The sequence below is a fragment of the Streptomyces sp. NPDC048523 genome (genome assembly GCF_043199815.1).
Classification (GTDB): Bacteria; Actinomycetota; Actinomycetes; order Streptomycetales; family Streptomycetaceae; genus Streptomyces.
Map to the genome: position 1 here is coordinate 190,624 of NZ_JBICWQ010000003.1, position 25,369 is coordinate 215,992.

At 70.1% G+C, this 25,369-nt stretch carries 25 protein-coding genes, 4 tRNA genes and 2 pseudogenes; 24 read left to right on the forward strand and 7 right to left on the reverse strand.

Features of this window, described 5'->3' with window-relative positions:
* From ACGFWE_RS16650 to ACGFWE_RS16690, 9 genes and pseudogenes are all read left to right on the forward strand, one after another.
* On the forward strand, positions 1-570 hold the full coding sequence (locus ACGFWE_RS16650) for an NADH-quinone oxidoreductase subunit I (RefSeq protein ID WP_352390632.1): 570 nt from the start codon (positions 1-3) through the stop codon (positions 568-570).
* Positions 567-1,331: an NADH-quinone oxidoreductase subunit J gene (locus ACGFWE_RS16655; RefSeq protein WP_393600309.1), complete on the forward strand. Its 765-nt coding sequence runs from the start codon at positions 567-569 to the stop codon at positions 1,329-1,331. The genes ACGFWE_RS16650 and ACGFWE_RS16655 overlap by 4 nt, the downstream gene beginning before the upstream one ends.
* Positions 1,331-1,747, forward strand: coding sequence for an NADH-quinone oxidoreductase subunit NuoK (gene nuoK, locus ACGFWE_RS16660; protein WP_352390630.1), 417 nt, complete (start codon positions 1,331-1,333; stop codon positions 1,745-1,747). Before ACGFWE_RS16655 ends, nuoK begins: the two co-directional genes overlap by 1 nt.
* Positions 1,744-3,738: an NADH-quinone oxidoreductase subunit L gene (locus ACGFWE_RS16665; RefSeq protein ID WP_393600310.1), complete on the forward strand. Its 1,995-nt coding sequence runs from the start codon at positions 1,744-1,746 to the stop codon at positions 3,736-3,738. Before nuoK ends, ACGFWE_RS16665 begins: the two co-directional genes overlap by 4 nt.
* A gap of 6 nt (positions 3,739-3,744) precedes the next feature.
* A complete protein-coding gene (locus ACGFWE_RS16670; protein WP_393600311.1) occupies positions 3,745-5,319 on the forward strand; it encodes an NADH-quinone oxidoreductase subunit M in 1,575 nt (524 codons plus the stop codon).
* 14 nt (positions 5,320-5,333) lie between these two features.
* A complete protein-coding gene (locus ACGFWE_RS16675; protein WP_393600771.1) occupies positions 5,334-6,878 on the forward strand; it encodes an NADH-quinone oxidoreductase subunit N in 1,545 nt (514 codons plus the stop codon).
* A 206-nt stretch (positions 6,879-7,084) separates the two neighbouring features.
* Entirely contained in the window at positions 7,085-7,948 is an 864-nt protein-coding gene (gene htpX, locus ACGFWE_RS16680; RefSeq protein ID WP_352390627.1) for a zinc metalloprotease HtpX, read from the forward strand.
* On the forward strand, positions 7,945-8,337 hold the full coding sequence (locus ACGFWE_RS16685) for a YccF domain-containing protein (protein ID WP_393600312.1): 393 nt from the start codon (positions 7,945-7,947) through the stop codon (positions 8,335-8,337). Before htpX ends, ACGFWE_RS16685 begins: the two co-directional genes overlap by 4 nt.
* A gap of 81 nt (positions 8,338-8,418) precedes the next feature.
* A pseudogene (locus ACGFWE_RS16690) lies at positions 8,419-8,987 on the forward strand (SMI1/KNR4 family protein).
* Positions 8,988-9,023: 36 nt separating this feature from the next.
* Here the strand turns inward: ACGFWE_RS16690 and ACGFWE_RS16695 are convergent.
* Positions 9,024-10,268 (reverse strand): APC family permease, encoded by a 1,245-nt coding sequence (locus ACGFWE_RS16695; RefSeq protein ID WP_393600313.1) that lies wholly within the window; start codon positions 10,266-10,268, stop codon positions 9,024-9,026.
* A gap of 149 nt (positions 10,269-10,417) precedes the next feature.
* Between ACGFWE_RS16695 and ACGFWE_RS16700 the strand changes: the two genes are divergently transcribed.
* Positions 10,418-10,684 (forward strand): GlsB/YeaQ/YmgE family stress response membrane protein, encoded by a 267-nt coding sequence (locus ACGFWE_RS16700; RefSeq protein ID WP_352390623.1) that lies wholly within the window; start codon positions 10,418-10,420, stop codon positions 10,682-10,684.
* A gap of 109 nt (positions 10,685-10,793) precedes the next feature.
* Here the strand turns inward: ACGFWE_RS16700 and ACGFWE_RS16705 are convergent, their stop codons facing one another.
* The gene (locus ACGFWE_RS16705) at positions 10,794-11,282 is read right to left on the reverse strand and encodes a YajQ family cyclic di-GMP-binding protein (protein WP_020135872.1); all 489 of its coding nucleotides are present in this window, start codon (positions 11,280-11,282) and stop codon (positions 10,794-10,796) included.
* Positions 11,283-11,516: 234 nt separating this feature from the next.
* Between ACGFWE_RS16705 and ACGFWE_RS16710 the strand changes: the two genes are divergently transcribed.
* Positions 11,517-11,598: transfer RNA gene (locus ACGFWE_RS16710), tRNA-Tyr, on the forward strand.
* Between the two features lie 127 nt (positions 11,599-11,725).
* On the opposite strand, the gene ACGFWE_RS16715 is transcribed toward ACGFWE_RS16710, so the two are convergent.
* On the reverse strand, positions 11,726-12,265 hold the full coding sequence (locus ACGFWE_RS16715) for a hypothetical protein (RefSeq protein ID WP_352390603.1): 540 nt from the start codon (positions 12,263-12,265) through the stop codon (positions 11,726-11,728).
* A gap of 139 nt (positions 12,266-12,404) precedes the next feature.
* Between ACGFWE_RS16715 and ACGFWE_RS16720 the strand changes: the two genes are divergently transcribed.
* Positions 12,405-12,617 carry a hypothetical protein gene (locus tag ACGFWE_RS16720; RefSeq protein ID WP_393600314.1) on the forward strand — a complete coding sequence of 71 codons (213 nt, stop codon included), beginning with the start codon at positions 12,405-12,407 and terminating at the stop codon, positions 12,615-12,617.
* A gap of 134 nt (positions 12,618-12,751) precedes the next feature.
* Here the strand turns inward: ACGFWE_RS16720 and ACGFWE_RS16725 are convergent.
* Both ACGFWE_RS16725 and ACGFWE_RS16730 read right to left on the reverse strand, forming a co-directional pair.
* Positions 12,752-13,407, reverse strand: a pseudogene (locus tag ACGFWE_RS16725) (NAD(P)H-binding protein).
* 168 nt (positions 13,408-13,575) lie between these two features.
* The gene (locus ACGFWE_RS16730) at positions 13,576-14,850 is read right to left on the reverse strand and encodes an amidohydrolase family protein (protein WP_393600315.1); all 1,275 of its coding nucleotides are present in this window, start codon (positions 14,848-14,850) and stop codon (positions 13,576-13,578) included.
* A gap of 256 nt (positions 14,851-15,106) precedes the next feature.
* On the opposite strand from ACGFWE_RS16730, the gene ACGFWE_RS16735 reads away from it, so the two are divergent.
* From ACGFWE_RS16735 to ACGFWE_RS16775, 9 genes are all read left to right on the forward strand, one after another.
* A tRNA-Thr gene (locus tag ACGFWE_RS16735) sits at positions 15,107-15,179 on the forward strand.
* 46 nt (positions 15,180-15,225) lie between these two features.
* Positions 15,226-15,298, forward strand: a tRNA-Met gene (locus ACGFWE_RS16740).
* Positions 15,299-15,386: 88 nt separating this feature from the next.
* Positions 15,387-15,551, forward strand: a complete 165-nt coding sequence (gene rpmG / locus ACGFWE_RS16745) for a 50S ribosomal protein L33 (protein WP_003948671.1) — start codon at positions 15,387-15,389, stop codon at positions 15,549-15,551.
* Between the two features lie 102 nt (positions 15,552-15,653).
* Positions 15,654-16,106, forward strand: coding sequence for a MaoC family dehydratase N-terminal domain-containing protein (locus ACGFWE_RS16750; protein WP_352390599.1), 453 nt, complete (start codon positions 15,654-15,656; stop codon positions 16,104-16,106).
* Positions 16,107-16,114: 8 nt separating this feature from the next.
* The gene (locus ACGFWE_RS16755) at positions 16,115-16,543 is read left to right on the forward strand and encodes a MaoC family dehydratase (protein WP_352390796.1); all 429 of its coding nucleotides are present in this window, start codon (positions 16,115-16,117) and stop codon (positions 16,541-16,543) included.
* Between the two features lie 138 nt (positions 16,544-16,681).
* A complete protein-coding gene (locus ACGFWE_RS16760) occupies positions 16,682-17,251 on the forward strand; it encodes a TetR/AcrR family transcriptional regulator (protein WP_352390598.1) in 570 nt (189 codons plus the stop codon).
* An 85-nt stretch (positions 17,252-17,336) separates the two neighbouring features.
* Positions 17,337-18,791, forward strand: coding sequence for an MFS transporter (locus ACGFWE_RS16765; protein ID WP_393600316.1), 1,455 nt, complete (start codon positions 17,337-17,339; stop codon positions 18,789-18,791).
* Between the two features lie 600 nt (positions 18,792-19,391).
* Positions 19,392-20,447: a UDP-N-acetylmuramate dehydrogenase gene (locus tag ACGFWE_RS16770; protein ID WP_393600317.1), complete on the forward strand. Its 1,056-nt coding sequence runs from the start codon at positions 19,392-19,394 to the stop codon at positions 20,445-20,447.
* Positions 20,448-20,587: 140 nt separating this feature from the next.
* On the forward strand, positions 20,588-21,256 hold the full coding sequence (locus ACGFWE_RS16775) for a hypothetical protein (RefSeq protein ID WP_393600318.1): 669 nt from the start codon (positions 20,588-20,590) through the stop codon (positions 21,254-21,256).
* On the opposite strand, the gene ACGFWE_RS16780 is transcribed toward ACGFWE_RS16775, so the two are convergent.
* Positions 21,237-22,277, reverse strand: coding sequence for an adenosine deaminase (locus ACGFWE_RS16780; protein ID WP_352389254.1), 1,041 nt, complete (start codon positions 22,275-22,277; stop codon positions 21,237-21,239). The genes ACGFWE_RS16775 and ACGFWE_RS16780 overlap by 20 nt on opposite strands.
* Before the next feature lie 116 nt (positions 22,278-22,393).
* The gene (locus tag ACGFWE_RS16785) at positions 22,394-23,620 is read right to left on the reverse strand and encodes a pyridoxal phosphate-dependent aminotransferase (protein ID WP_352389253.1); all 1,227 of its coding nucleotides are present in this window, start codon (positions 23,618-23,620) and stop codon (positions 22,394-22,396) included.
* 248 nt (positions 23,621-23,868) lie between these two features.
* Here ACGFWE_RS16785 and ACGFWE_RS16790 point away from each other — a divergent pair.
* From ACGFWE_RS16790 to nusG, 3 genes are all read left to right on the forward strand, one after another.
* Positions 23,869-23,941: transfer RNA gene (locus tag ACGFWE_RS16790), tRNA-Trp, on the forward strand.
* Positions 23,942-24,049: 108 nt separating this feature from the next.
* Positions 24,050-24,337: a preprotein translocase subunit SecE gene (gene secE, locus ACGFWE_RS16795; protein ID WP_352389252.1), complete on the forward strand. Its 288-nt coding sequence runs from the start codon at positions 24,050-24,052 to the stop codon at positions 24,335-24,337.
* Between the two features lie 80 nt (positions 24,338-24,417).
* Positions 24,418-25,317, forward strand: a complete 900-nt coding sequence (gene nusG / locus ACGFWE_RS16800; RefSeq protein ID WP_393600319.1) for a transcription termination/antitermination protein NusG — start codon at positions 24,418-24,420, stop codon at positions 25,315-25,317.
* Positions 25,318-25,369: the final 52 nt, after the last annotated feature.

Consider the following 25,369-nt stretch of genomic DNA (forward strand, 5'->3'; position numbering starts at 1 on the left):
ATGGCCCCCATTCCTGGCTCCGGTCTGGCCAAGGGCCTGGCCGTCACCCTGCGCACGATGACGAAGAAGACCGTCACCGAGCAGTACCCCGACGCCCAGCCCGACCTCCCGCCCCGTACCCGCGGGGTGATCGGCCTGTTCGAGGAGAACTGCACGGTCTGCATGCTCTGCGCCCGTGAGTGCCCCGACTGGTGCATCTACATCGACTCCCACAAGGAGACGGTCCCGGCGGCGACCCCCGGTGGCCGCGAACGCAGCCGCAACGTCCTCGACCGCTTCGCCATCGACTTCTCCCTCTGCATGTACTGCGGTATCTGCATCGAGGTGTGTCCTTTCGACGCCCTGTTCTGGTCCCCGGAGTTCGAGTACGCCGAGACCGACATCCGCGACCTCACCCACGAGCGGGACAAGCTCCGGGAGTGGATGTGGACCGTCCCGGCCCCACCGGCCCTCGACCCCGGCGCGGAGGAACCGAAGGAGATCGCCACCGCCCGCAAGACGGCCGAGAAGCTGGCGGCGGCGCAGGCCGAGCCGACCGCGCCGGCCGAGTCCCAGGGGGAGGAGTCGTGACCCTCGCTCAGGAGGCGCACGGCTTCCTCTCCCCGACCGGTGTCGAGATCGCCTTCCTCCTCGTCGGTCTGGTCACCTTCGGCGCCGCGATCGTCACCGTCACCACCAAGCAGCTGGTGCACGCCGCTCTGTGGCTGGTGGTGGCCCTCGGCGGCCTCGCCGTCGAATACCTCCTGCTCACCGCCGAGTTCATCGCCTGGGTGCAGGTCCTCATCTATGTGGGTTCCGTCGTCGTCCTCCTTCTGTTCGGTCTGATGCTCACCAGGGCCCCCATCGGCCGCTCCCCGGACGCCGACTCCGGCAACCGATGGGCCGCCCTCGTCGTGGCCCTCGCTGCAGCGGCCGCTCTGGTCTGGGTGGTCGCCGACGCCTTCCGCACCACCTGGATCGACCTCGACGGGCCCGCCGCCGGCTCCACCGAGGCCACCGGAGCGAGCCTCTTCCAGAACTGGGTCCTCCCCTTCGAGGCCCTCTCCGTCCTGCTCCTCGCGGCACTGGTCGGCGCGATCGTCCTGTCCCGCAAGGCGAAGGCGGAGCCGAGCTCTCCCCGTGTGAACTCCCGAGCCGCGAGCGGTAGTTCCCCATCCGTCCCGGATTCCCGCAATCACCCGAACGGGCGAAATGAGCCGATCTCGGGAACTGGGTCGGGCGAGGGCTCCAAGTCGGCCAGGGGCTCCGAGTCGGCCACAGGGTCTGAGACCGCCAAGGGGTCCGAGACCGCCGAGGAAGCCGAGTCGGCCGAACAGGAAGGCGCCCGCTGATGCACCTCGCCTATCCCGCCGTACTCTCCGCCCTCCTCTTCTGTACCGGCCTGTACGGCGTCCTCGCCCGCCGCAACGCGATCCTCATCCTCATGTCGGTCGAGCTGATGCTCAACGCCGTCAACCTGAACCTGGTCGCCTTCGACGTCTGGCTCAGCAAGGCCGCCGAGGAGACCCTGCACTCCGGCCAGGCCCTGACCCTGTTCACCATCACCATCGCCGCCGCCGAGATCGGCATCGGCCTCGCGATCGTCCTTGCCGTCCACCGCAACCGCGGCACCGCCGACATCGACAAACTCCGCGACACGGCGGAGGGCCACGACCCCGACGACCGCGACGACTCCGACAGCGAAGCCCGCCCGGCCGAGCAGGCCGCACGATCCGGGCGGACCGGGAAGGCTGAGGCCACCGCGTGACCACGACCACCCTCGCCGTCCTCGTCCCCGTCCTCCCCTTCCTGGGCGCCGCGGCCGGCCTGCTCCTGGGCCGCACGGCCCCCGGCTTCGTCCGTCCGCTCGCCGTCCTGCCTCCTCTGGCCGCCCTCGCGCTCGCCGCGGTGGTCGCCGTACGCCAGGGCGGCGACCAGGCGGTGAACGCCGCCACCGAACTCACCCCGACCGGCTCGGTCCCCATCGAACTCGCCCTGCACATCGACGGCTTCGCCGCGCTCGTCGCCGTCCTGGTCGGCCTCGTCGCCACCTGTGTGCAGATCTACTCGACGGGCTATCTGCGCGACGACCCGCGCTACCCCTCGTACGCCGCTCTCGTCTCCCTCTTCACCTCCGCGATGCTGCTCGTCGTCTACTCCGGCGACCTGATCGTGCTGCTGGTCGGCTGGGAGATCATGGGTATCTGCTCGTACTTCCTGGTCGGCCACTACTGGGAGACGCCGGAGGCCCGCGCCGCCTCCCTCAAGGCCTTCCTGGTGACCAAACTCGGTGACGTCCCCTTCCTGATCGGCCTGTTCGCACTGGCCACCGACGTCGGCTCCTTCCGGATCACCAAGGTCCTCGACGCCGTCGCGCACGGCGGACTCGACCATCCGACCCTGATCGCCCTGCTCCTCCTCGCGGGCGTGGCCGGCAAGTCGGCGCAGTTCCCGCTGCACACCTGGCTGCCCGACGCGATGGCCGGCCCCACGCCCGTCTCCGCGCTGATCCACGCCGCGACTATGGTCGCCGCCGGTGTCTACTTCATCGCCCGTCTCCTCCCGGTCTTCGAGGCATCCCAGGCCGCGATGGTGGTCCTCGCCGTCATGGCCGCCGTCACGATGCTCGGCTCCGGTCTCGCCGCACTCGCCCAGGACGACATCAAGCGCGTCCTCGCCTACTCGACGATCGGCCAGCTCGGCTACATGACCGGCGCCCTCGCCGTCGGCGACCGCGGTGCCGCCGTCTTCCACCTCCTGTCCCACGGCGCCTTCAAGGCGCTGCTCTTCCTCGCGGCCGGCGTGATCATCCACGCCGCCGGCACCAACTCACTGGCCGCCATGTCCCGTATGAAGGACCTGCCTGCCCGCATCCCTGACGCGTTCTGGACGATGACCGTGGCGCTCCTCGCGCTCGCCGCGATCCCGCCCTTCAGCGGCTTCTTCTCCAAGGAGTCCGTCCTCGGTGCCGCCGAACACGTCGCCACCGGCCACACCGAACACGCACCCGGCGCCGCGGGCTGGATCACCCTGGTCGCCGGCCTCCTCACGGCCGTGCTCACCGCCGCCTACGCGACCCGCCTGTGGCTGTTGGCCTTCCGCGGACGGGGCACCGAGGCCCCCGACCACGGCCGGCAGCCGCTGACGATGAACGTGGTCCTGTGGGTCCTGGCGGCTCCCTCCCTCGCCCTCGGTGCGTGCGCCTACCGCCTGCTGCCCGACTGGTTCGACGGCCGCGACCTCGCCCCGGCCCTCACCACGTCCGTCGTCGGCACGGGTGCGGCCCTGGTCGGCGGCATCGTCACCTATGCGGCCTGGCGGCACACCCGCGCGATCGCGGCCCGCGTCCCGCTCGGCGCGGTCGCCGCCCACCCCGAGGGCGACGCCGGACTGGTCGAGGCCGAGGCCATCGCCACCCACGAGCCCGCCTACGGAGACGTGGCCCACGCGCCGGACCCCGCCGACCCCGGACGACTGCTGCTCGGCCCGCTGCACCGCCACGCGGCCGTCGGCTTCCACCTGGACGCCCTGTACACGGCCCTCTTCGTCCGCCCGGTCCAAGCCGGAGCCGACCTCGTCCGCTTCCTGGACCGCGAGGTCGTCGAGACCTACGTGCGCGGCGCGGGAACGCTGCCCCGCTGGCTCGGCACCGCCGTGCGACGGGCCCAGACCGGCAATCTGCAGACCTATGTGAGCGCGCTGCTCGCCGGCACCGTCGTCCTCGCGGTCGCCGTCGTCCTCGTCGCCACGGGAGCGTGAGCAGGCGTGATCGATATCAACGAGTCCGTGATGCAGTTCCTTCTGGCGTTCGTCGTGGCCGGCCCGCTCCTCGGTGCCGTCACGGCCGTACTGCCCGCCCCGCCGGGACTGAAGGGGAAGTCGCCCGACCAGGCCGTACTGCGGCACGGTGTGACCGTCACCGGCGTGATCCTCATCGCCGCGATCGTCCTCGCGCTCGGCTTCGACCACGACCATCCGTCGAAGATGCAGGCCACGACCGACATCAGCTGGATCCCCGCACTCGACGTGCGCATCCACCTCGGCATCGACGGCATCTCCCTCCCCCTTCTGGTCCTGACCGCGCTGCTGACCTTCCTCTGCGCGCTCTACTCCTACTTCAAGATGCCTTCGGGACCGTCCCCGAAAGCCTTCGTCGCGCTGCTGCTCGTCCTGGAGTCCGGCACCCTCGCGACCTTCGCCGTCCTCGACCTGCTGCTGTTCTTCCTCGCGTTCGAGACGGTGCTCATCCCGATGTACTTCCTCATCGCCCGCTGGGGCGGCGCGGACCGCCAGGCCGCCGCCTGGCGGTTCATCCTCTACACATTGCTCGGCTCGGTCGTCATGCTGCTCGGCCTGCTCCTGATCGGGATCAAGGCGGGCACATTCGACATGGTGGCACTCGCCACTGACAACGGCCGGTCGCTGACCACATCCGTGCAGGTCATCGCCGTTCTGGCGATCGGGATCGGGCTCGCGGTCAAGACCCCGATGTGGCCGCTGCACAGCTGGCTGCCCGATGCCCACACCGCCGCGCCGACCGTCGGGTCGGTGCTGCTGGCCGGCGTCCTGCTGAAGATGGGTACGTACGGGTTCGTCCGGATTCTGCTGCCGATCGCGCCCGACGGCTTCCGCGACTTCGCGCCCTACCTCGCCGCCTTCGCCGTGGTCGGGATCATCTACGGATCCCTCGCCTGCCTGGCCCTCGCCAAGCGGGGCGCCAAGGGCGATCTCAAACGCCTCATCGCCTACTCCTCCGTCGGCCACATGGGCTTCGTCCTGCTCGGCATCGCCACCATGACCCCGACCGGCGTGAACGGCGCCCTGTTCGCCAACATCGCCCACGGCCTCATCACCGGCCTGCTGTTCTTCCTGGTCGGCGCCCTGAAGGACCGCACCGGCACCACCGACCTCGACACCCTGGCCGAGGAGACCGGCGCCGCCCTGTACGGCAAGGCCCCGCGCCTCGGCGGCCTGCTGGCCTTCGGCGCGGTCGCCTCGCTCGGCCTGCCCGGCCTCGCCGGATTCTGGGGCGAGATGCTGGCGCTCTTCGGCGCCTTCAAGCCCGCCGACGACCTCAGCCGCCCCGCCTTCCTCACCTTCATGGCGATCGGCGCGTTCGGCACCCTCCTGACGGCCGCGTACATGCTCGTCGTGGTCCGCCGCGTCTGCATGGGCGCCGTACCCCAGGACGCCCCCCGGCTCGCCGACGTCCACACGTACGAGTTCGCGGCCTGGACGCCGCTCGTCGCCCTCACCGTCGTGGCGGGCCTGTGGCCGAAGGCCCTCCTCGGCCTCACCGACCCGGCCGTCCAGCAGCTCTTCGCAGGAGGCAACCGATGAGCACCCCCGCCGCCATGGCCCAGCCATGGGCATCATCGGCCGAGCCGCTGACCGCGACGGCCGCGAACCTCGTCCAGTCCGTCGACTGGCTCGCCATCGCGCCGCCCACCCTCGCGGCGGTCGTCGGACTCGTCGTCCTCGTCGCCGACCTGTTCGTCGGCGAGCAGAAGAAGAGCCTGCTCGGGTGGGTCTCGGTCACGGGCCTGGCCGCCTCCGCGCTCCTGCTGCTGCCTCTCCTGGACGGCGACCGCAGCACCTTCTGCCTGACCGGCGATCCCCACATCTGCAGCTACACGGCCGACCGCTTCACGCTCGTCCTCCAGTTCCTCGTCCTCGGCGGCGCCCTCCTGGCCGCCCTCCTGTCGGTCACCACCCTCAAGGACGCCGACAAGAGACTCCCCGAAGGGGAGTACTGGTTCCTGCTGCTCTCCTCAGCCGCCGGCGCCGCCCTCCTGCCGGCCTCCCGCGACCTCGCGACCCTGATCGTCGCCCTGGAAGTCGCCTCCCTGCCCGCCTTCGCCCTCGTCGGCATCCGGCACGGCGACAGGAAGTCCTCCGAAGCGGCCCTGAAGTTCTTCCTGTCCTCGGTCACCGCCACCGCGGTCAGCCTCATGGGCATCAGCTTCGTGTACGCCTCCACGGGCACCCTCTACCTCACCCAGGTCGCCGACCGCATCCAGCACGTCGACGGACAGCTCCACACCCTCGCCCAGACCGGCGTCGTCCTCACCCTGGTCGGCTTCGCCTTCAAGACCGCCGCCGTACCCTTCCACTTCTGGGTGCCCGACACCTACGTAGGCGCGCCACTCCCGATCGCCGCCTACTTGTCGGTCGTCGGCAAGGCGGTCGGCTTCTCCGGCCTGATCCTCGTCACCGTCGTCGCCCTGCCCTCGTACGCCGAAGTCTGGGGCCCGGCCCTCGCCACGCTGGCCGCGCTCACCATGACCGTCGGCAACCTCGGCGCCCTCCGACAGCAGACCACGCGCGCGTACAGTGCCGTACGGCTGCTCGCCTGGTCCTCCGTCGGTCAGGCCGGCTACCTCCTCGTGCCGATCGCCGCCGCCGCGTACTCCGACGACGCCGAGCGATCCGTAGGCTCCACCGTCGCCTACGCCCTCATGTACGCCGCCGTGAACCTCGGCGCCTTCGCCGTGGCCGCTCTGGTGGGCCGCACCAGGACCGCGAACCGCATCACCGACTACCGCGGCCTCTACGCGACCAACCCCCTCGCAGCCCTCCTGCTGGCCTTCTTCCTGCTCTGCCTGGCAGGGCTGCCGCCCGGCATCATCGGCCTGTTCGCCAAGGTCACCGTCTTCTCGGCGGCCGTGGACGCGGGCCTCGGCTGGCTCGCCGTGATCATGGCCGTCAACGTCGTGATCGCGCTGTTCTACTACCTCCAGTGGACGACCCTGCTGTTCCGGGCACCAGAGGGCGAACCCGCCACGCACCGTGTCCCCGCCCCCCTCACCGCCGCGCTCGCCCTGACCGGCGTCCTCGGCGTCGCCCTGTCGGGTGCACCCCAACTGGTGCTGCGTTTCACCGACACCGGACTCTTCTGAACCGGCCTTCCCGGCCCTGGACCCAGGACCGTCACCCGAACGGCTCACCTGGGCCTCCGTGCGCACAAGGGAACTAGTGGCCCGCGCCTGGCGTTGAGCAGGACGGGAAGGTCCACTGGACGTGGCACCACGGACCGGTGGCATCGGAAGACATCGGAGACCAGCAAGCAAAGGGTTCCCCTGCTGCACCACTTGGAGGGCGTACCGTGCACCGCCGGCACAACGGGCTCAGGACCGCAGTCCTCCTCGGGGGACTGTCCGCACTCATCATCGTCATCGGCAGCTTCTTCGGCCGCATGGGGTTGGTCGTGGCCGTCCTGATCGCGCTGGGCACCAACGCGTACGCGTACTGGAACAGCGACAAGCTGGCTCTACGCGCGATGCGTGCCCGCCCGGTGAGCGAGTTCGAGGCACCGGCCCTCTACCGCATGGTCCGTGAGCTCTCCACCCAGGCCCGTCAGCCCATGCCGCGCCTGTACATCTCTCCGACCGAGGCACCCAACGCCTTCGCGACCGGCCGCAACCCGCGCAACGCCGCCGTGTGCTGCACCGACGGCATCCTGCGCATGCTGGACGAGCGCGAACTGCGCGGTGTCATCGGCCACGAACTCAGTCATGTCTACAACCGCGACATCCTGATCTCGTCGGTCGCCGGCGCCCTCGCCTCCGTGATCATGTTCCTGGTCAACTTCGCCTGGCTGATCCCGATCGGCCGCTCCGACGACGATGACGGGCCTGGCCTCCTCGGCATGCTGATGATCATGATCCTCGGACCGCTGGCGGCCGGCCTCATCCAGATGGCCATCAGCCGCTCCAGGGAGTACGAGGCGGACGCCTCAGGCGCCCAGCTCACCGGCGACCCCCTCGCACTCGCCAGCGCCCTGCGCAAGCTCGAATCGGGCACCAAACAGCTGCCCTTGCCCCCCGAGCCACGCATCGAGACCGCGAGCCACATGATGATCGCCAACCCCTTCCGCCCCGGCCAGGGACTGTCCAAGATGTTCTCGACTCACCCGCCGATGGCGGAGCGCATCGCCCGGCTCGAGAAGATGGCAGGTCGCCCCCAGTGAAAACCATCCTGAACGTCATCTGGCTCGTCCTGAGCGGCTTCTGGCTCTTCCTCGCCTACCTGGCCGCGGGCGCGCTGCTCTGCATCACCGTCATCGGCATCCCGTTCGGCATCGCGGCCTTCCGCATCGCCGTCTACGCCCTGTGGCCCTTCGGGTACACCACGGTCGAGCGCCGCGACGCCGGAGCGCCCTCCTTCGTCGGCAACCTCCTGTGGCTGGTGCTCGCCGGCTGGTGGCTGGCCCTGGGCCACATCGCGACGGGCCTCGTCCTGTGCCTCACGATCATCGGCATCCCGTTCGGCATCGCGAACTTCAAGCTGATCCCCGTGTCCCTGTTCCCACTGGGCCGCGAAATCGTCTCCACGGACGAGCCGTTCGCAACCCGCTGACGGACGAGCCGGGTTTTTCCACAATCCGTGGGTTGTCCACAGGCCTGCCCGGCTGTCAGTGCCGCCCTGCATCATGAATGCATGACCGAGAGCGAGCAGTTGCTGGCACGGGTGGCGGACAAGGCCCGCAACACCCGTCCGTGGGGCTGGGCTTCCCTCCCCGAGCCGGTGGACCCGCCCACCCTGGCCCGTGCCGAGGCCGCGTTGGGCTTCCACCTGCCCCCACTGCTCGCCGATCTCTACCTGCGGATAGGCGACGGCGGGTTCGGCCCGGAGTACGGCCTGTTGCCCCTGCTCGACGGCTCCCCGGCAGGCGAGCCCGCAGCCGTCGTGCAGTACCTGGCCAACCGCAAGAGCGGCCGCAAGGACCCCGACTGGCCCTGGCCCGAGGGCGTCCTGCCGATATCCCACTGGGGCTGTGCGATGTACGCGTGCGTGGACTGCCACAGCCCGAAGCCACCGTCCTCCTCTTCGAACCGAACGCCGGCGACCACGATCACTCCTGGTTCGTGGACGCCCCGTCCCTCACCGACTGGCTGCAAGCCTGGGTCGACGGCACCGGCTGGTACGAGGAGATGAACGAGGAACTGGAGATGGCTCCTTGGGCGGAGTTCCGGATACGCACGGCGCTGCCGACCCCCGCCACCTGACGAGCCGGCCCGAATCCAGGGGCACCTGCCGCCGACCTACCACGCCGCCCACCATTGCCGTACGCCGTACGCCAGCACCCCGACCGCCAGCACCCCCGCGCCCACGACCACGGAAACCCCGGGAAGCGCGAACGCCAGCACCACGCACCCGAGCAGCCCCACCACCGGTACCACCCGGACCGCCGGAGCCGAACCGAGCGTCCAGGCGGCCGCGTTGGCCACCGCGTAGTACGCGAGCACACCGAAGGAGGAGAAACCGATCGCGCCCCGTACGTCCACCGTGGCGGCGAGGACCGCGACCACCGCACCCACAGCCAGCTCGGCCCGGTGCGGCACCTGGAAACGGGGATGCACGGCGGACAGCGCGCCCGGCAGATGCCGGTCCCTGGCCATCGCCAGCGTCGTCCGGGAGACGCCCAGAATCAGGGCGAGCAGCGAGCCGAGCGCGGCCACGGCGGCACCCGCCCGCACCACCGGCACGAGCCCGGGCACCCCGGCCGCCCGTACCGCCTCGGCCAGCGGCGCGTCCGCACGGCCCAGAGCGTCGGCGCCCAGCACGGAAAGGACTGCCACCGCCACACCCGCGTACACCATCAGCGTGATGCCCAGGGCCAGGGGGATCGCGCGGGGGATGGTGCGCGCCGGGTCCCGTACCTCCTCACCGAGGGTCGCGATACGCGCGTACCCCGCGAACGCGAAGAACAGCAGACCGGCCGCCTGCAGCACCCCGCCCGCACCGCCGGAGACACCGGCATCCAGCCGCCCGGCCTGTGAGGCCCCGGACCCCAGACACACGACCACCACGGAAGCGAGGACAGCGAGGACCACCGCCACGATCGCCCGGGTCAGCCAGGCGGACTTCTGGATTCCGCCGTAGTTCACCGCGGTCAGCGCCACCACGGCCACGACTGCCACGGCATGGGCCTGCCCCGGCCAGACGTACGCACCCACCGTCAGCGCCATCGCCGCACAGGAGGCCGTCTTCCCGACCACGAATGACCAGCCCGCGAGATAACCCCAGAACGGTCCGAGCCGCTCCCGCCCGTACACGTAGGTGCCGCCCGAGGCCGGATACAGGGCGGCCAGCCGCGCCGAGGACGTGGCGTTGCAGTAGGCGACCACGGCGGCGACCGCGAGTCCGAGCAGCAGCCCGGATCCGGCCGCGTGCGCTGCCGGCCCGAGGGCGGCGAAGATCCCCGCGCCGATCATCGAGCCGAGCCCGATGACAACGGCGTCCCCTACTCCCAAGGTGCGCCGCAGTTCGGCACCGGAATGCGTCATGAGCCGCACCCTACTGATCGCATGCAACCGCAGGATGGGGCCCTGACGTCCTCTTCAGCAACGACACACGAACACCCGCTCGACGAACACCGCGCGCAAGCCGCACACGTACGACGTGCGGGCACAGCGCTGAAGGGCAGGTTCAGGGCATGAGCATCGTCGGCTGGATCATCCTGGGGTTGTTGGCCGGAGCCATCGCCAAACTCCTGCTGCCGGGCCGGGACCCGGGTGGCTTCATCGGGACGACCCTCATCGGCATCGCGGGCGCGTTCATCGGCGGCTGGATATCGGCCCGTTGGCTGGACCACCCGGTCACCAAGAGCTTCTACGACGGGCCCACCTGGGCCGCCGCGATCGGCGGCTCCCTGGTGCTCCTGATCGCCTACCGTCTCCTGTTCGGCAACTCGCGCGACTGACCCCCGAACCGCAGCCAGCAGGCGAGAAGGGTGGGCACCGGCCAGGTGCCCACCCTTCCTCGTGGATCGGCGTCTAGCGGAGCCGATCGGTGCCGATCGACGAATCAGCTCACCGGTAGTTCACGAACTGGATCGCGAAGTCGAAGTCCTTGCCCTTCAACAGGGAGATGACGGACTGCAGGTCGTCACGGCTCTTCGAGCTGACCCGCAGTTCGTCGCCCTGGACCTGGGCCTTCACGCCCTTCGGGCCCTCGTCACGGATGATCTTCGCGACCTTCTTCGCGTTGTCCTGGGAGATGCCCTCCTCGATCGACGCGAAGATCTTGTACTCCTTGCCGGAGAGCTGCGGCTCGCCCGCGTCGAGCGCCTTCAGTGAGATCCCGCGCTTGATCAGCTTGGACTGGAAGACGTCGAGGACGGCGTTGACCCGGTCCTCGGAGTTCGCCTCCATGAGGATCTTGTCACCGGACCACGAGATCGAGGCACCCACGCCCTTGAAGTCGTAGCGCTGGGAGATCTCCTTGGCGGCCTGGTTGAGGGCGTTGTCGACCTCCTGCCGCTCGACCTTCGAGACGATGTCGAAACTGGAGTCGGCCATGTCCTGTGGCTCCTTGTATCGGGGTGCGTGTCGGCGTGTGTACGGACGCGTATCGGCGTACGTGGGGGCGGTCGCCGAGCCGGTGTGAACCCGGGCCGCATCCGCCCAAGCCTAGTCACCCCATGGCCTCCGGGCGCAGATCAATCGGGTGGCGAAGCACCCCTCGGCATCGGGTATTGTTTACGTCGTTGCCACGGAGCACCGCCGAAAGACGGTTCGAAGGGCAGCAACCCCGGCGGTGTGCCCGAGCGGCCAAAGGGAGCAGACTGTAAATCTGCCGGCTCAGCCTTCCCAGGTTCGAATCCTGGCGCCGCCACGCTGAGAAAGAGACCCCTTCCGAACTGCGGAAACGCAGAGCGGAGGGGGTCTCTTCGTGTTGCGGGTGGTCCGTGTTTCGGGTGTTCCGGTGCGGGGTGCTGTGTCTCACCGTCGGTGCCGTGGGGTCAGGACACGCGTTCGTGTTCCTCCCGCAGTGCTGTGCGCATGTAGTGGTAGCGGTCCAGGGTGCGGCGTCGCATCCAGACGGCCCAGCAGCAGAAGCCGATCACGAAGGCCGCGAAGACGAGCGGGAAGACCACTGATCCGGTGGCCACCCCGAGGGCGAGCAGGGCGGCCGCGGTCAGGCCCATGAAGCCCAGCGAGTACGGCAGCCACCGGCGCCTGCGTTCCAGCAGGCGCAGTTGGTCGTCGACCAGCCGTCGCATCGACTCCCGTTCCCCGGGGTCGGTCGGCACCTCGCGATGCCGGATCCTGCGGCCGAGCTCGACGAGGCCGTGGGGGTCGGTGCCCGCCGCGCGGCTTGCCCGGCGACGCTGCACGGCCATGAATGTGATGGCGATGGCGGCGTAGAGGGCCGCTTGAACCACCCAGAACACGGGAGGGTCGCCCCGGCGGAACAAGGCGCTGGCACCCACACCCAGAAGGAAGATCAGAACCGCCTGTGCGGCCAGACTGCGGTCGAGCCAGCGCTTGAAGGAGCGCACGGCAGGTACCTCCTCGGAATCGACGAAAACCGCTGTCGCTTCCGAATACCCCTTCAGTAGCCGCCTATTGACGGTGGGTCACAAGACGACCGCCCACTCCAGACGCACGAACCCCTTCCGCCCGGGGCACACTGACTGCATGTCCAGTCGTCGCAGGCTCTGCCCCGAATGCCGTCGCGAGATCGCCGTCGTCGCCGGCCGCTTCGCCCGGCACGACCCGCCCGGCGCGCGCGAGAGGGGACAGCTCGTCTCGTGCCCGGGTTCGCGCAGACAGGCGGAACTCGGAGCGGCCCAGCCGTCGTTGGACGGGTACGCAGCCCCCGTCGTATCCGGCCAGCTGCCCCTGTTCTGATGTTCTGACGCGCCGGGCGCCGGGCGCCGGGAGCCCACGCCCCCGACCGCACGCACGTCCGCGCCACCAGCCCGTCCTCCGCGAACCGGAACCGAACCCGTACACCGGTACCGCACCCGCACCCGCGGGCACCCTCAGTTGCCGGCCACTGACTTCACCGCCACCGACACCGGCGTGGAACCGCTCACCAGCTCCAGCGTCAGCCCTGCCGTCGCGGGTGTGTCCAGCAACTCCGCCAATACGCGGCCACGTCGTCGCGCGGGATCGGGCCACGGCCGGTGTGCGCCTCCAGACGGACGAGACCCTTTCCGGCGTCGTCGGTGAGCGCGCCGGGACGCAGAATCGTCCAGTCCAGGGCGTCCAGGCCGCTCACGTAGGCGTCCGCCTCGCCCTTGGCGCGCAGGTACACGTCGAAGATCTCGTCGCCCTCATGCCGCGGATCCGCGCCCATGGAGGACACGATCACGTAGCGCCGTACGCCCGCCCGGACCGCCGCGTCCGCGAACAGCACCGCGGCTGCCTTGTCCACGGTGTCCTTGCGGGACGCGCCGCTGCCGGGCCCCGCGCCCGCCGCGAAGACCGCCGCGTCCGCGCCCCGCAGAGCCGCCGCGACGTCCTCGACCGAGGCCGACTCCAGGTCCAGCAGGACCGGTTCGGCACCGACGTCCCGCAGGTCGTCGCCCTGTTCCGGGCGGCGGATGATCCCCGCGACCTCGTCCCCGCGCGCGGCGAGCAACCGCTCCAGCCGCAGCGCGATCTGACCATGACCACCAGCGATGACAATGCGCATGCCTTCGACCGTACGCCGGAACATCCGCGAACGCCGCGTCAGGGGAGTGCCGGGTGGGGCTGAGGGCGCACCGGGGGGCCCACGCCCCGCACCAGAACACCGCGACACCGCCGCCTACCCCGCCCCTGCCGACACCACCGCCTACCCCGCCCCTGCCGATACCGCCACCTACCCCCGGCCCTGCCGAGGCAGCCCCAACTCCGCGGCCGCCGCCGAGTTGCAGTACTCGCGCACCGCGCTGGTCCGTGCCACCACACGCCCCCGGTGCACCACGATCCGGCTGTACGCCAGGGAGAGCGCGCCGGCCAGGCGGTCGCCGCGTACCGCGAGCAACTCGGCCGGGAAGCCGGCCTCCACGCGGACCTCGGGCAGTCCGAGCACGGCTCGCGCCGACGTGCTCACCGCGTCGTAGGCGTCCTCCGGCCGCAGTCCGTACCGGGAGGCGAGCAGGTACGCGGCCTCCAGCGGATCCCCGCGGCCCACGGGGTTGCAGGCGTCCCGCAGCGCGCCGCTGCCGGCGGCCACCCGGACCCCGGCCGCGCGCAGCAGCCGTACCGGAGCCGTGCCCCGGCGGTCCACGCCCGCGCAGCCGCCCTGCGGCAGGCACACGACGGCAACTCCGGCCGCCGCGAGCTGGTCGGCGGTGCGGGAGACCACCTCCGAGGGGAGCCGGTCGAGGCCCGCACAGGGGCCGAGGGTCACACCGGGCCGCAACCCCCCGGCCATGGCGGCGAGACGGGCGAGCCGGGCCGGGTCGGTGGCGTCGGTGTGCAGGTCGACGGGGCAGCCGTGCTCCGAAGCGACCTCCAGGACCGCCTCCGCGTAGCCGGCCGGATCGGGGTCGAGATCCGGACACCCGCCCACCACCGAGGCCCCCATCTTCAGGGCGTCCCGCAGCATGGCGAGCCCCTCCGCCCCCGCCACCCCGGTCAGCACCCTGGGCATCGCCACGGCCGTCAGCTCGGCGAGCCCGCGCAGCGACCGCCGCGTCTGGAGTACGGCGGCCAGCGCGCCCAGCCCCTGGACGTCACCCACGCGCACGTGTGCCCGCAGCGCGGTCGCCCCGTGCCCGAGCTGCAGCAGAGCCGCCTCCGTGGCCCGGCACTGGACGTCGTGCGGGTCGTAGGTGAGAGGCCCGTCCGCGTCGGCAGACAGGGCGGTGTCGCCGTGGGCGTGCGGCTCGGCCGGGGCCGGCAGGAGCAGATAGCCGTTGAGATCCACGCGCGCACCGCACGCGCGTGTGCCGCCCACGGCCAGGCTCCCGGCCGTACCGACCGCCTCGATGCGCCCGCCGCCCAGCCGTACGTCCACGGTCCTGCCGTCGGTGAGCCGCGCCCCGCACAGCAGGAGACCGGCCGCCTCGGAGTGGCCCGACGACGCGGCACCGGACGAGGACGACGAGGACGACGAGGAGTGGGGCGGCTGCGGCTGGCTGTCGGGCATTGCGCTCCAGGGGCTCGGGCTGCGCAAGCCCGGAGCCGCCGGAACCGCGCAAGGGGACGCAAGATCACGCAGAGTGAGTCGAGCCTAGGGTGGCGGCACGCCTGCGACGGGGAGGAGCGCAATAGTCGTACCGGTGTGGTCCGCCGTGCCGGAGGGGCTGTTGAGGGCTCCGGGAACCCCGTGGATCAAGGCACCCAGGGCGCCGCGAAACGGATTTGGGCGAACGGCGGCGGAGCGTGTAATGTCTTCATCGCTCGCCCCAATAGCTCAGTCGGCAGAGCGTCTCCATGGTAAGGAGAAGGTCTACGGTTCGATTCCGTATTGGGGCTCTGGTGTGTGAGGTTCCCGTCGAGAGGCGGGAACGGATCGCATCACAGCGGTGTAGCTCAGTCGGTAGAGCAAGCGGCTCATAATCGCTGTGTCACCGGTTCAAGTCCGGTCACCGCTACAGACAGTAGCCGATTGCGGGGTCGGTCCTTCGATCGGCTACTCTTCTATGCGTTAGTTGTCCCATCCGTTCGTCAAGGAGCACTCCTGTGGCTGCCACCGACGTCCGCCCGAAGATCACGCTGGCCTGCGTGGAGTGCAAGGAGCGGAACTACATCACCAAGAAGAACCGGCGTAACAACCCGGACCGACTGGAGATGAAGAAGCACTGCCCGCGTTGCAACGCGCACACCGCGCACCGCGAGACGCGATAAATCAGGCTCGTACGCGAGGCCGTCCCCGAGAGATCGGGGGCGGCCTCGCGTCGTTGAGGGACCCGATACCGGCCAGTAGAGCAAGCAGGAGGTGCCGAGCCCATGGCGCTCGACCAGTCCTTCGTGGGGCGGACCTATCCGCCCACCGCCCCCTATGAGGTGGGCCGGGAGAAGATCCGCGAGTTCGCCGAGGCAGTGGGGGACGCCAACCCCGCGTACACGGACCCGGAGGCCGCCAAGGCGCTCGGCCACCCCGACGTCGTCGCCCCGCCGACCTTCGTGTTCTCGATCACCTTCAAGGCCGCGGGACAGGTCGTGCAGGACCCGCAGCTCGGCCTGGACTACAGCCGCGTGGTGCACGGCGACCAGAAGTTCGCCTACGTCCGCCCCGTGCGCGCCGGTGACCGTCTGACCGTCACCTCCACCATCGAGGCGATCAGGTCCATGGCCGGCAACGACATCCTGGACATCCGCGGCGAGGTCCACGACGAGGCCGGCGAACACGTGGTGACCGCCTGGACCAAGCTGGTCGCGCGTGCGGCAGAGGGGGCGTGACGAAGAACATGACGGCGAAGATCGCATACGACGACGTCGAGGTCGGCACCGAGCTGCCGGCCCAGACCTTCCCCGTGACGCGCGCCGGCCTCGTCCAGTACGCGGGCGCCTCCGGGGACTTCAACCCGATCCACTGGAACGAGAAGTTCGCCAAGGAGGTCGGACTGCCGGACGTCATCGCGCACGGCATGTTCACCATGGCCGAGGCGATCCGTGTGGTCACCGACTGGGTCGGCGACCCGGGCGCGGTCGTCGAGTACGGCGTCCGCTTCACCAAGCCCGTCGTCGTCCCGAACGACGACCAGGGCGCCGCGATCGAGGTCGCCGCCAAGGTCGCCGCCAAGCTCGACGACAACACGGTCCGCGTCGACCTCACGGTGACCAGCGCCGGGCAGAAGGTGCTGGGGATGTCGCGAGCGGTCGTACGACTGGCCTGATGGCCGACGGTCCGGCTGCCGATGTAAGGGGCGCTCGCCATGGTGGGGCGCTCCTTACTGCACTGCGTCCGGGAAGCCTGAACTACGTCTTGGATCCCGCCTCTTGCCAAGTTAGTGATTGAGTACTAACTTACTCACATGGTCAGGATGAGCGCAGAGGACAGGCGTGAGAGCGTCATCCGCGCGGCGATGATCGAGTTCGCCCGCGGTGGCTACCACGGCACGTCCACCGAGGAGATCGCCAAGCGGGTCGGGGTCTCGCAGCCGTACCTGTTCCGGCTCTTCCCGGGAAAGAAGGCGATCTTCCTGGCTGCGGCGGAGCGCTGCGTCGAGGACACCCTCCGCACCTTCGAGGAGGCCTCGAAGGGCCTGGAGGGAGAAGAGGCCGAGCACGCCATGGCGGACGCGTACACCAAGGTCATCGCCGAGCGGCCCGAGTGGCTGATGATGCAGATGCAGATGTACGTCGCGGTGGGGGCCGCCGAGCAGGACGGCGACCACGAGTTCGGCGAGGCGGTGCGGGCCGGCTGGATGCGGCTGTGGGACGCCGTCCACGGGCCGCTCGGCGCCGACGTCAAGGAGACGACGAACTTCCTGGCGTACGGCATGCTCATCAACTGCCTGGTGGCGATGGGCTTTCCGCCCGGGCACCGGGTCTGGGAGGGCATGTACCCGTCGGCGCAGTCCACGGGTCGGCTGGAGCACTGAGTCCCACGGGGCGTCACGGGCGCCTCTTCATGATCGCGAAACTTAGTAATCGCTAACTAATCACCGAACACCCGCTGGGGGAGCGATGTCACAACAAGCACAAGCCACCACCACACCCACCGCACGTCGCGGGGGTGCCGTCTGGGCCCTCGTCATCACCAGCGTCGCCGGATTCATGGCGGCCCTCGACAACCTCGTCGTCACCACCGCCCTGCCCTCCATCCGCGAGGACCTCGGCGGAGCGCTGCACGACCTCGAATGGACCGTCAGCGCCTACACACTCACCTTCGCCGTCCTGCTCATGACCGGCGCGGCGCTCGGCGACCGCTTCGGCCGGCGCCGACTCTTCCTGGTCGGCCTCACGATCTTCACCGGCGCGTCGGCGGCCGCGGCCCTGGCCCCCGGCATCGACTCCCTCATCGCGGCCCGCGCGATCCAGGGCGTGGGAGCGGCGATCATGATGCCCCTCACGCTCACCCTCCTCACGGCGGCCGTCCCCGTGGCCAGGCGCGGAATGGCGTACGGCATCTGGGGTGCCGTCAACGGACTCGCGGTCGCCTCCGGACCGCTGATCGGCGGCAGCCTCACCGAACACATCTCCTGGCAGTGGATCTTCTGGCTGAACGTCCCGCTCGGCGTCGCCCTGCTGCCCCTCGCCCGCCTTCGCCTCGCCGAGTCCCACGGCACCGGCGCGCGCCTCGACATCCCCGGCACCCTGCTCGCCAGCGGCGGCCTCTTCGGCATCGTCTACGGCCTGGTCCGCGGCCCGTCCGACGGCTGGACCGACTCCGTGGTCCTCCTGGCCCTGTTCACGGGAGCCGCGCTGCTCGCCGCGTTCGTCCTCTACAGCACGCGGGCCAAGAACCCGATGCTCCCCATGCGGCTGTTCCGCTCCCGGGCCTTCTCCGGCATCAACGCGGCGAGCCTGCTGATGTTCCTCGGGATGTTCGGCTCGATCTTCCTGCTCAGCCAGTACATGCAGGGCGTCCTCGGCTACTCGCCCACCGAGGCGGGCCTGCGGATGCTGCCCTGGACCGGCATGCCGATGCTCGTCGCGCCGATCGCCGGGATCCTCTCCGACCGCATCGGTGGCCGACCCGTCGTGGCCACGGGCCTCTTCTTCCAGGCGGCGGGCCTCGCGTACATGTCGTCCGTGGTCACCGTCGACGCGTCCTACGGCGCACAGCTTCCCGGTCTCATCCTCAGCGGCATAGGCATGGCTCTCTTCTTCGCCCCCGCGTCCAACCTGGTCATGTCGAGCGTGCTGCCGAAGGAGCAGGGCATCGCGTCCGGCGCCAACAACGCGCTGCGTGAGGTGGGTGGCGCGCTGGGTATCGCCGTCATGGCGTCGATCTTCTCCTCGCAGGGCGGATACGAGAGCGGCCAGTCCTTCGTCGACGGCCTGCGACCGGCACTGGTGACCGGAGCGGCCGTGGTGGCGCTCGCCGGGGTTGCGGCTCTGCTGATTCCCTCGCGGAAGCGGGGGGTGGAGCAGGAGGCTCCCGTGGAGAAGCGCGAGCGGGATCTGGTGGCCGGCTGAGCCTGTGAGTCGACGGTCCCGTCCGGGAGGGCGGGGCCGTTTGACGTGGGGGGTGCCGGGTCAGGTTGTCGGGCGGGTGCGGGTCGGTGGGGGCTGGTCGCGCAGTTCCCCGCGGTGCCGCTGCGCTGGGCTTGGACGGGCGCCTAACCGGGTGCCGGGTCAGCTTGTGGGGCGGGTGCGGGTCGGTGGGGGCTGGTCGCGCAGTTCCCCGCGCCGCTAGGGGGTTGCAGTCGCCTGCGCCAGGACGGAACCGTTCGCCGCCTCGTGCGCCGCAACGGACCGTCAGCCGGACCGCACGCCACTTCCGGCCGTTGGCCGCGTACGGCGGGCAGGGGACGGGGTGGGGGGTGTCCGCCCGCAGCGGCCGGCGTCCGTTACCGAGCCCTTCTCAAAGGGACCGAGCCGCCGGACCGAGGACGGACACCCCCTACCCCGGCACCGACCCACCCACCGAACCCCACGCGCTACACAAGCCCCCACCGGACCGCAACGGGCCGCCGCAGGCGTCCAGGGGCGCGGGGAACTGCGCAAAGACGCCCGCCCCCACCGGCCCGCACCCGTACCCGCTCAACCGCCGGAGGCCCCCGTACCCTGTACCGCGTGCAGGAACGACACGACGCCCCCCTCGCCCCCCTGACCACCTTCCGCCTCGGCGGCCCCGCCACCCGGCTCGTCACCGCGACGACCGACGCCGAGGTGATCGATGTCGTCCGCGAGGCCGACGCCACCGGCACGCCGCTCCTCGTGATCGGCGGCGGGTCCAACCTCGTCATCGGGGACAAGGGATTCGAGGGCACCGCGCTCGTCATCGCCACGAAGGGTTTCGAGCTCACCGGCACCCGCCTGGAGCTCGCCGCCGGCGAGGTCTGGACCGACGCCGTCGAACGCACCGTGGACGCCGGACTCGCCGGTGTCGAGTGCCTCGCCGGCATCCCCGGCTCCGCGGGCGCGACCCCCATCCAGAACGTCGGCGCCTACGGCCAGGAGGTGTCCTCCACCATCACCGAGGTCATCGCCTACGACCGCCACAGCGGCGAAACCGTCACCCTCACCAACGACGACTGCGCCTTCTCCTACCGCCACAGCCGCTTCAAGGAAGACCCCGCCCGCTACGTCGTCCTGCGCGTCCACTTCGACCTGGAGGACGCCGGCGGCCTCTCCGCGCCGATCAAGTACGCCGAAACCGCCCGCACCCTGGGTGTCGAGCCCGGCGACCGCGTCCCCCTCACCGACGCCCGCACAACCGTCCTGAAGCTGCGCGCCGGAAAGGGCATGGTCCTGGACCCCGACGACCACGACACCTGGTCGGCAGGCTCCTTCTTCACCAACCCCATCCTCACGGCCACCCAGTTCGCGGAGTTCCACACGCGCGTGAAGCACCACTTGGGCGAGGACACCGAACCCCCCGCCTACCCCGCGGGCGACGGCCGCACCAAGACCTCCGCGGCCTGGCTCATCGACAAGGCCGGCTTCACCAAGGGCTACGGCACCGGCCCGGCCCGCATCTCCACCAAGCACACCCTGGCCCTCACCAACCGCGGCAACGCCACCACGGAGGACCTCCTCGCCCTGGCCCGAGAGGTCGTGGCAGGTGTAAGGGACACCTTCGGCATCACCCTGGTCAACGAACCCGTGACAGTCGGCGTCACCCTCTAGGCCACGCACCCGCACCCCGCACCCCCGCACCCCGCACCCGAGCACCCCTCCGCGGCGCGCCCCCTCCCCGGCGCGGAATACCGTTTGCCGACGCCCGACCCCGGCGGCCACGCTGGGCCCATGACGTCCAGGACCCCCGCATGCGGCTGAGTCTCACCGAGTTCAGACCCCGCACCGGACCTCACGAACACCGTGTGGTCCAGCCCCGCCACACCCTGCGCCACACCTCGCTGACCGCGCCGGAACCGATCGGCATGCTCCTCGGCGACCACGACGGCCTGAACCGGCTCGCCGGTCTGTTCTCCTTCGCCGCCTGCTCACGGCACACGATCGTCCACGTACCCCTGCGGGACGGCATCCCGCCGGACGAGGGCCAGGGGCAGCGCGTCGACATCGTCCTCGCACACCACTCGTACGGCCTGCGCCCCAGCAAGTGGCCCGAGCTGCGGCGCACACTCAAGGCCGGCACCCCCCTGTCCGTACGCACCGACGAGGCACGTACGCACAAGGACGCCGACGCGTGGAGGCAACGACACACGCGCGCGGACTTCCGGGACGAACTGCGGCACGCCACGCACGCGCGCACGTTCTTCCTGTTCGGCAGCCGGGACGCCTTCGCCGGGGCGGCCGTGAACTTCGCGTACGCCGCGGGCTGGGGACCACGCCAGAAGGGCGTCGGCAAAGGACGCTCGGCCATGGTCGCGGGGATCTGGCTGAAGGACGAGCCCGGCGGCGGGCACCCCCGCGAGATCCTGATCTGCTTCAAGCCCTATCCGCCCTACGCCCACTTCAAGCCACCGGGCCACTGAGCCAGTCGTCCACCCCCGACAGCAGTTTGGTCTTCACGTCCTCCGGTGCCGCCGAGGCCCGTACCGACTGCCGGGCCAGCTCCGCCAGTTCCGCGTCCGAGAAGCCGTGATACCGCCGGGCGATCTCGTACTGCGCCGCCAGCCGGGATCCGAACAGCAGCGGGTCGTCGGCGCCCAGCGCCATCGGTACCCCGGCCTCGAACAGTTTCCGCAGCGGCACATCCTCGTGCTTCTCGTAGACGCCGAGCGCCACATTGGACGCCGGGCACACCTCGCACGTCACCTGCCGGTCCGCCAGCCGCTTCAGCAGCCGCGGGTCGTCCGCCGCGCGCACCCCGTGCCCGATCCGGTTCGCGTCCAGATCGTCCAGACAGTCCCGTACCGACGACGGCCCGGCCAGCTCGCCACCGTGCGGCGCCGACAGCAGCCCGCCCTCGCGCGCGATGTTGAAGGCCCGGTCGAAGTCCCTTGCCAGGCCACGGCGTTCGTCGTTCGAGAGGCCGAAGCCGACCACGCCCTTGTCCGCGTACCGCACCGCCAGCCGGGCCAGGGTGCGCGCGTCCAGGGGATGCTTCATCCGGTTCGCGGCGACCAGCACCCGCATCCCGAGCCCCGTCTCCCGCGAGGTGGTCTCCACCGCGTCCAGGATGATCTCCAGCGCGGGGATCAGTCCGCCGAGCATGGGGGCGTACGACGTCGGGTCGACCTGGATCTCCAGCCACCCCGAGCCGTCGCGGACGTCCTCCTCCGCGGCCTCCCGCACCAGCCGCCGGATGTCCTCGGGCTCTCTGAGGCACGAGCGGGCCGCGTCGTACAGGCGCTGGAAACGGAACCAGCCCCGCTCGTCCGTGGCCCGCAGTTTCGGCGGTTCCCCGCTGGTCAGTGCTTCGGTCAGCGCATCCGGCAGGCGTACGCCGTACTTGTCGGCCAGCTCCAGAACCGTCCCCGGCCGCATGGATCCGGTGAAGTGCAGGTGCAGATGGGCTTTCGGCAGCTCAGAGACATCACGTACACGCTCCATTCGAGGATCCTGCCGTACGTCACCGGTGTCCCGGTACCGCTTTCCCCTTTAGTGGTCTTGCTCGCACAAAAAAATGGGACCCCCTCATGTGAGGGGGTCCCATGACTACGGCGATCTCAGTCCCGCGCCTCCGCCAGCAGCTTCTGGATCCGCGAGACGCCCTCGACGAGATCCTCGTCACCCAGCGCGTACGACAGCCGCAGATAGCCCGGCGTGCCGAAGGCCTCGCCCGGGACGACCGCGACCTCGGCCTCCTCCAGGATCAGCGCGGCCAGCTCGACCGTGTCCTGCGGGCGCCTGCCGCGGATCTCCTTGCCGAGCAGGGCCTTGACCGACGGGTAGGCGTAGAAGGCGCCCTCGGGCTCCGGGCAGAGCACGCCGTCGATCTCGTTGAGCATGCGGACGATGGTCTTGCGGCGGCGGTCGAAGGCCGTGCGCATCTCCGCCACCGCGTCGAGGTTGCCGGAGACCGCGGCGAGGGCCGCGACCTGGGCGACGTTGGACACGTTGGACGTGGCGTGCGACTGCAGGTTGGTCGCGGCCTTGACGACGTCCTTCGGGCCGATGATCCAGCCCACCCGCCAGCCGGTCATGGCGTACGTCTTCGCCACCCCGTTGACGACGACGCACTTGTCGCGCAGCTCGGGCAGGAGCGCGGGCAGCGAGGTGAACGTCGCGTCGCCGTAGACGAGGTGCTCGTAGATCTCGTCGGTCAGCACCCACAGGCCGTGCTCGACGGCCCAGCGGCCGATTGCCTCGGCGTCGGCCTGGCTGTAGACGGCACCGGTCGGGTTGGAGGGGGAGACGAAGAGGACGACCTTCGTCTTCTCCGTGCGGGCCGCCTCCAGCTGGTCGACGGAGACCCGGTAGCCGGTCGTCTCGTCGGCGACGACCTCCACCGGGACACCGCCGGCCAGCCGGATCGACTCCGGGTAGGTCGTCCAGTACGGCGCCGGGACGATGACCTCGTCGCCCGGGTCGAGGATCGCGGCGAAGGCCTCGTAGATCGCCTGCTTTCCGCCGTTGGTCACCAGGATCTGGGACGCCTCGACCTCGTAGCCGGAGTCGCGCAGCGTCTTCGCGGCGATCGCGGCCTTCAGCTCGGGCAGTCCGCCGGCCGGCGTATAGCGGTGGTACTTCGGGTTCGAGCAGGCCTCGATGGCGGCCTGGACGATGTAGTCCGGGGTCGGGAAGTCCGGTTCACCGGCGCCGAAGCCGATCACCGGCCGCCCCGCGGCCTTGAGGGCCTTGGCCTTGGCGTCCACGGCGAGGGTGGCGGACTCGGAGATCGCGCCGACTCGGGCGGAGACCCGGCGCTCGGTGGGAGGGATTGCAGCGCTCATGGGCCCCATCGTTCCAGACCGGAAACTCCCCCGGCACACGGGTTTCACAGACTGAACACCGGCTGAACAACCGTCCGGATTCGCATCGCACGCTGGGCGATCTTCCTCTCCCAAGCCCCGTACGGGCGCTTTCTGTTCGACGGGGGGCCGTGGACCACGTACACTCTCACCTCGTTGGCCTTCAGCCGCCGCCCATCCAGGTGCACACCGAGCACCCGGTCGGATGCGGTACGTTGGGGGACACACAAAGGGTCGTAGCTCAATTGGTAGAGCACCGGTCTCCAAAACCGGCGGTTGGGGGTTCAAGTCCCTCCGGCCCTGCTACACACACCTTCGCCAGGATGTGTGCGCATGTACGTACAGCAATGCACCGCCGTGCGGCTCCAACCGGGCGCGGCACGGCCACGACCCGGGAACAGGTGAGGACGAATGGCGGATGCCGTGGGCTCCATCGACACGCCTGGCGCCCAGGATGAAGTGCCGGACACCAAGAAGAAGGTCCGCAAGGGCGGCAAGCGTGCCAAGAAGGGCCCGCTGAAGCGTCTTGCGACCTTCTACCGGCAGATCGTCGCAGAACTCCGCAAGGTCGTCTGGCCGTCGCGGAACCAGCTGACGACGTACACGACCGTGGTGATCGTCTTTGTTCTCGTCATGATCGGCCTGGTGACCGTGATTGACTATGGACTCAACCACGCCGCCAAGTACGTATTCGGCTGAGCACAGAGCGAAGGGCGCCGAGGTTACCGGCGCCCCTTTTCGCATGTTCCACCCCTTGTATCCAGGAAGAAGCAGCCACCGTGTCTGACCAGAACCTGAACGACGCCATCGAGCCCGACGAGTCTGTCGACGACGAGCTCGACATCGTCGAGGGCGCGGACGAGGACCTGGACGAGGTCGAGGCTGCCGACGCCGAGGCCGGCGAGCCCGCCGAGGAAGCCGCCCTCCACGCCGAGGACGACGACGCCGAGGACGAGTCCGGCGGTGACATCGAGTCCGGTGGTGACATCGAGTCCGGCGGCGACATCGAGGCCGTCGAGGACGGGGAAGAGGCGGACGCCGAGGAGGAGCCGGCCGAGCCGGTCGACCCCGTCGCCGCCCTCCGCGAGGAACTGCGGACCCTGCCCGGCGAGTGGTACGTCATCCACACCTACGCCGGTTACGAGAACCGCGTGAAGACCAACCTCGAGCAGCGTGCCGTCTCGCTGAACGTCGAGGACTTCATCTTCCAGGCCGAGGTGCCGCAGGAAGAGGTCGCGCAGATCAAGAACGGCGAGCGCAAGACCATCCGTCAGAACAAGCTCCCCGGCTATGTGCTGGTGCGCATGGACCTGACGAACGAGTCCTGGGGCGTCGTCCGCAACACCCCCGGCGTCACCGGCTTCGTGGGCAACGCCTACGACCCGTACCCGCTGACCCTGGACGAGATCGTCAAGATGCTCGCCCCGGAGGCCGAGGAGAAGGCCGCCCGTGAGGCCGCCGAGGCCGAGGGCAAGCCGGCTCCGCAGCGCAAGGTCGAGGTCCAGGTCCTGGACTTCGAGGTCGGCGACTCGGTCACCGTCACCGACGGCCCGTTCGCCACGCTGCAGGCCACGATCAACGAGATCAACGCCGACTCCAAGAAGGTCAAGGGCCTCGTCGAGATCTTCGGCCGCGAGACCCCGGTCGAGCTGAGCTTCGACCAGATCCAGAAGAACTAGGTCAACGATCATCCGAAAGAGCCCCTGACCAGCGGTTTCCCGTTGGACAGGG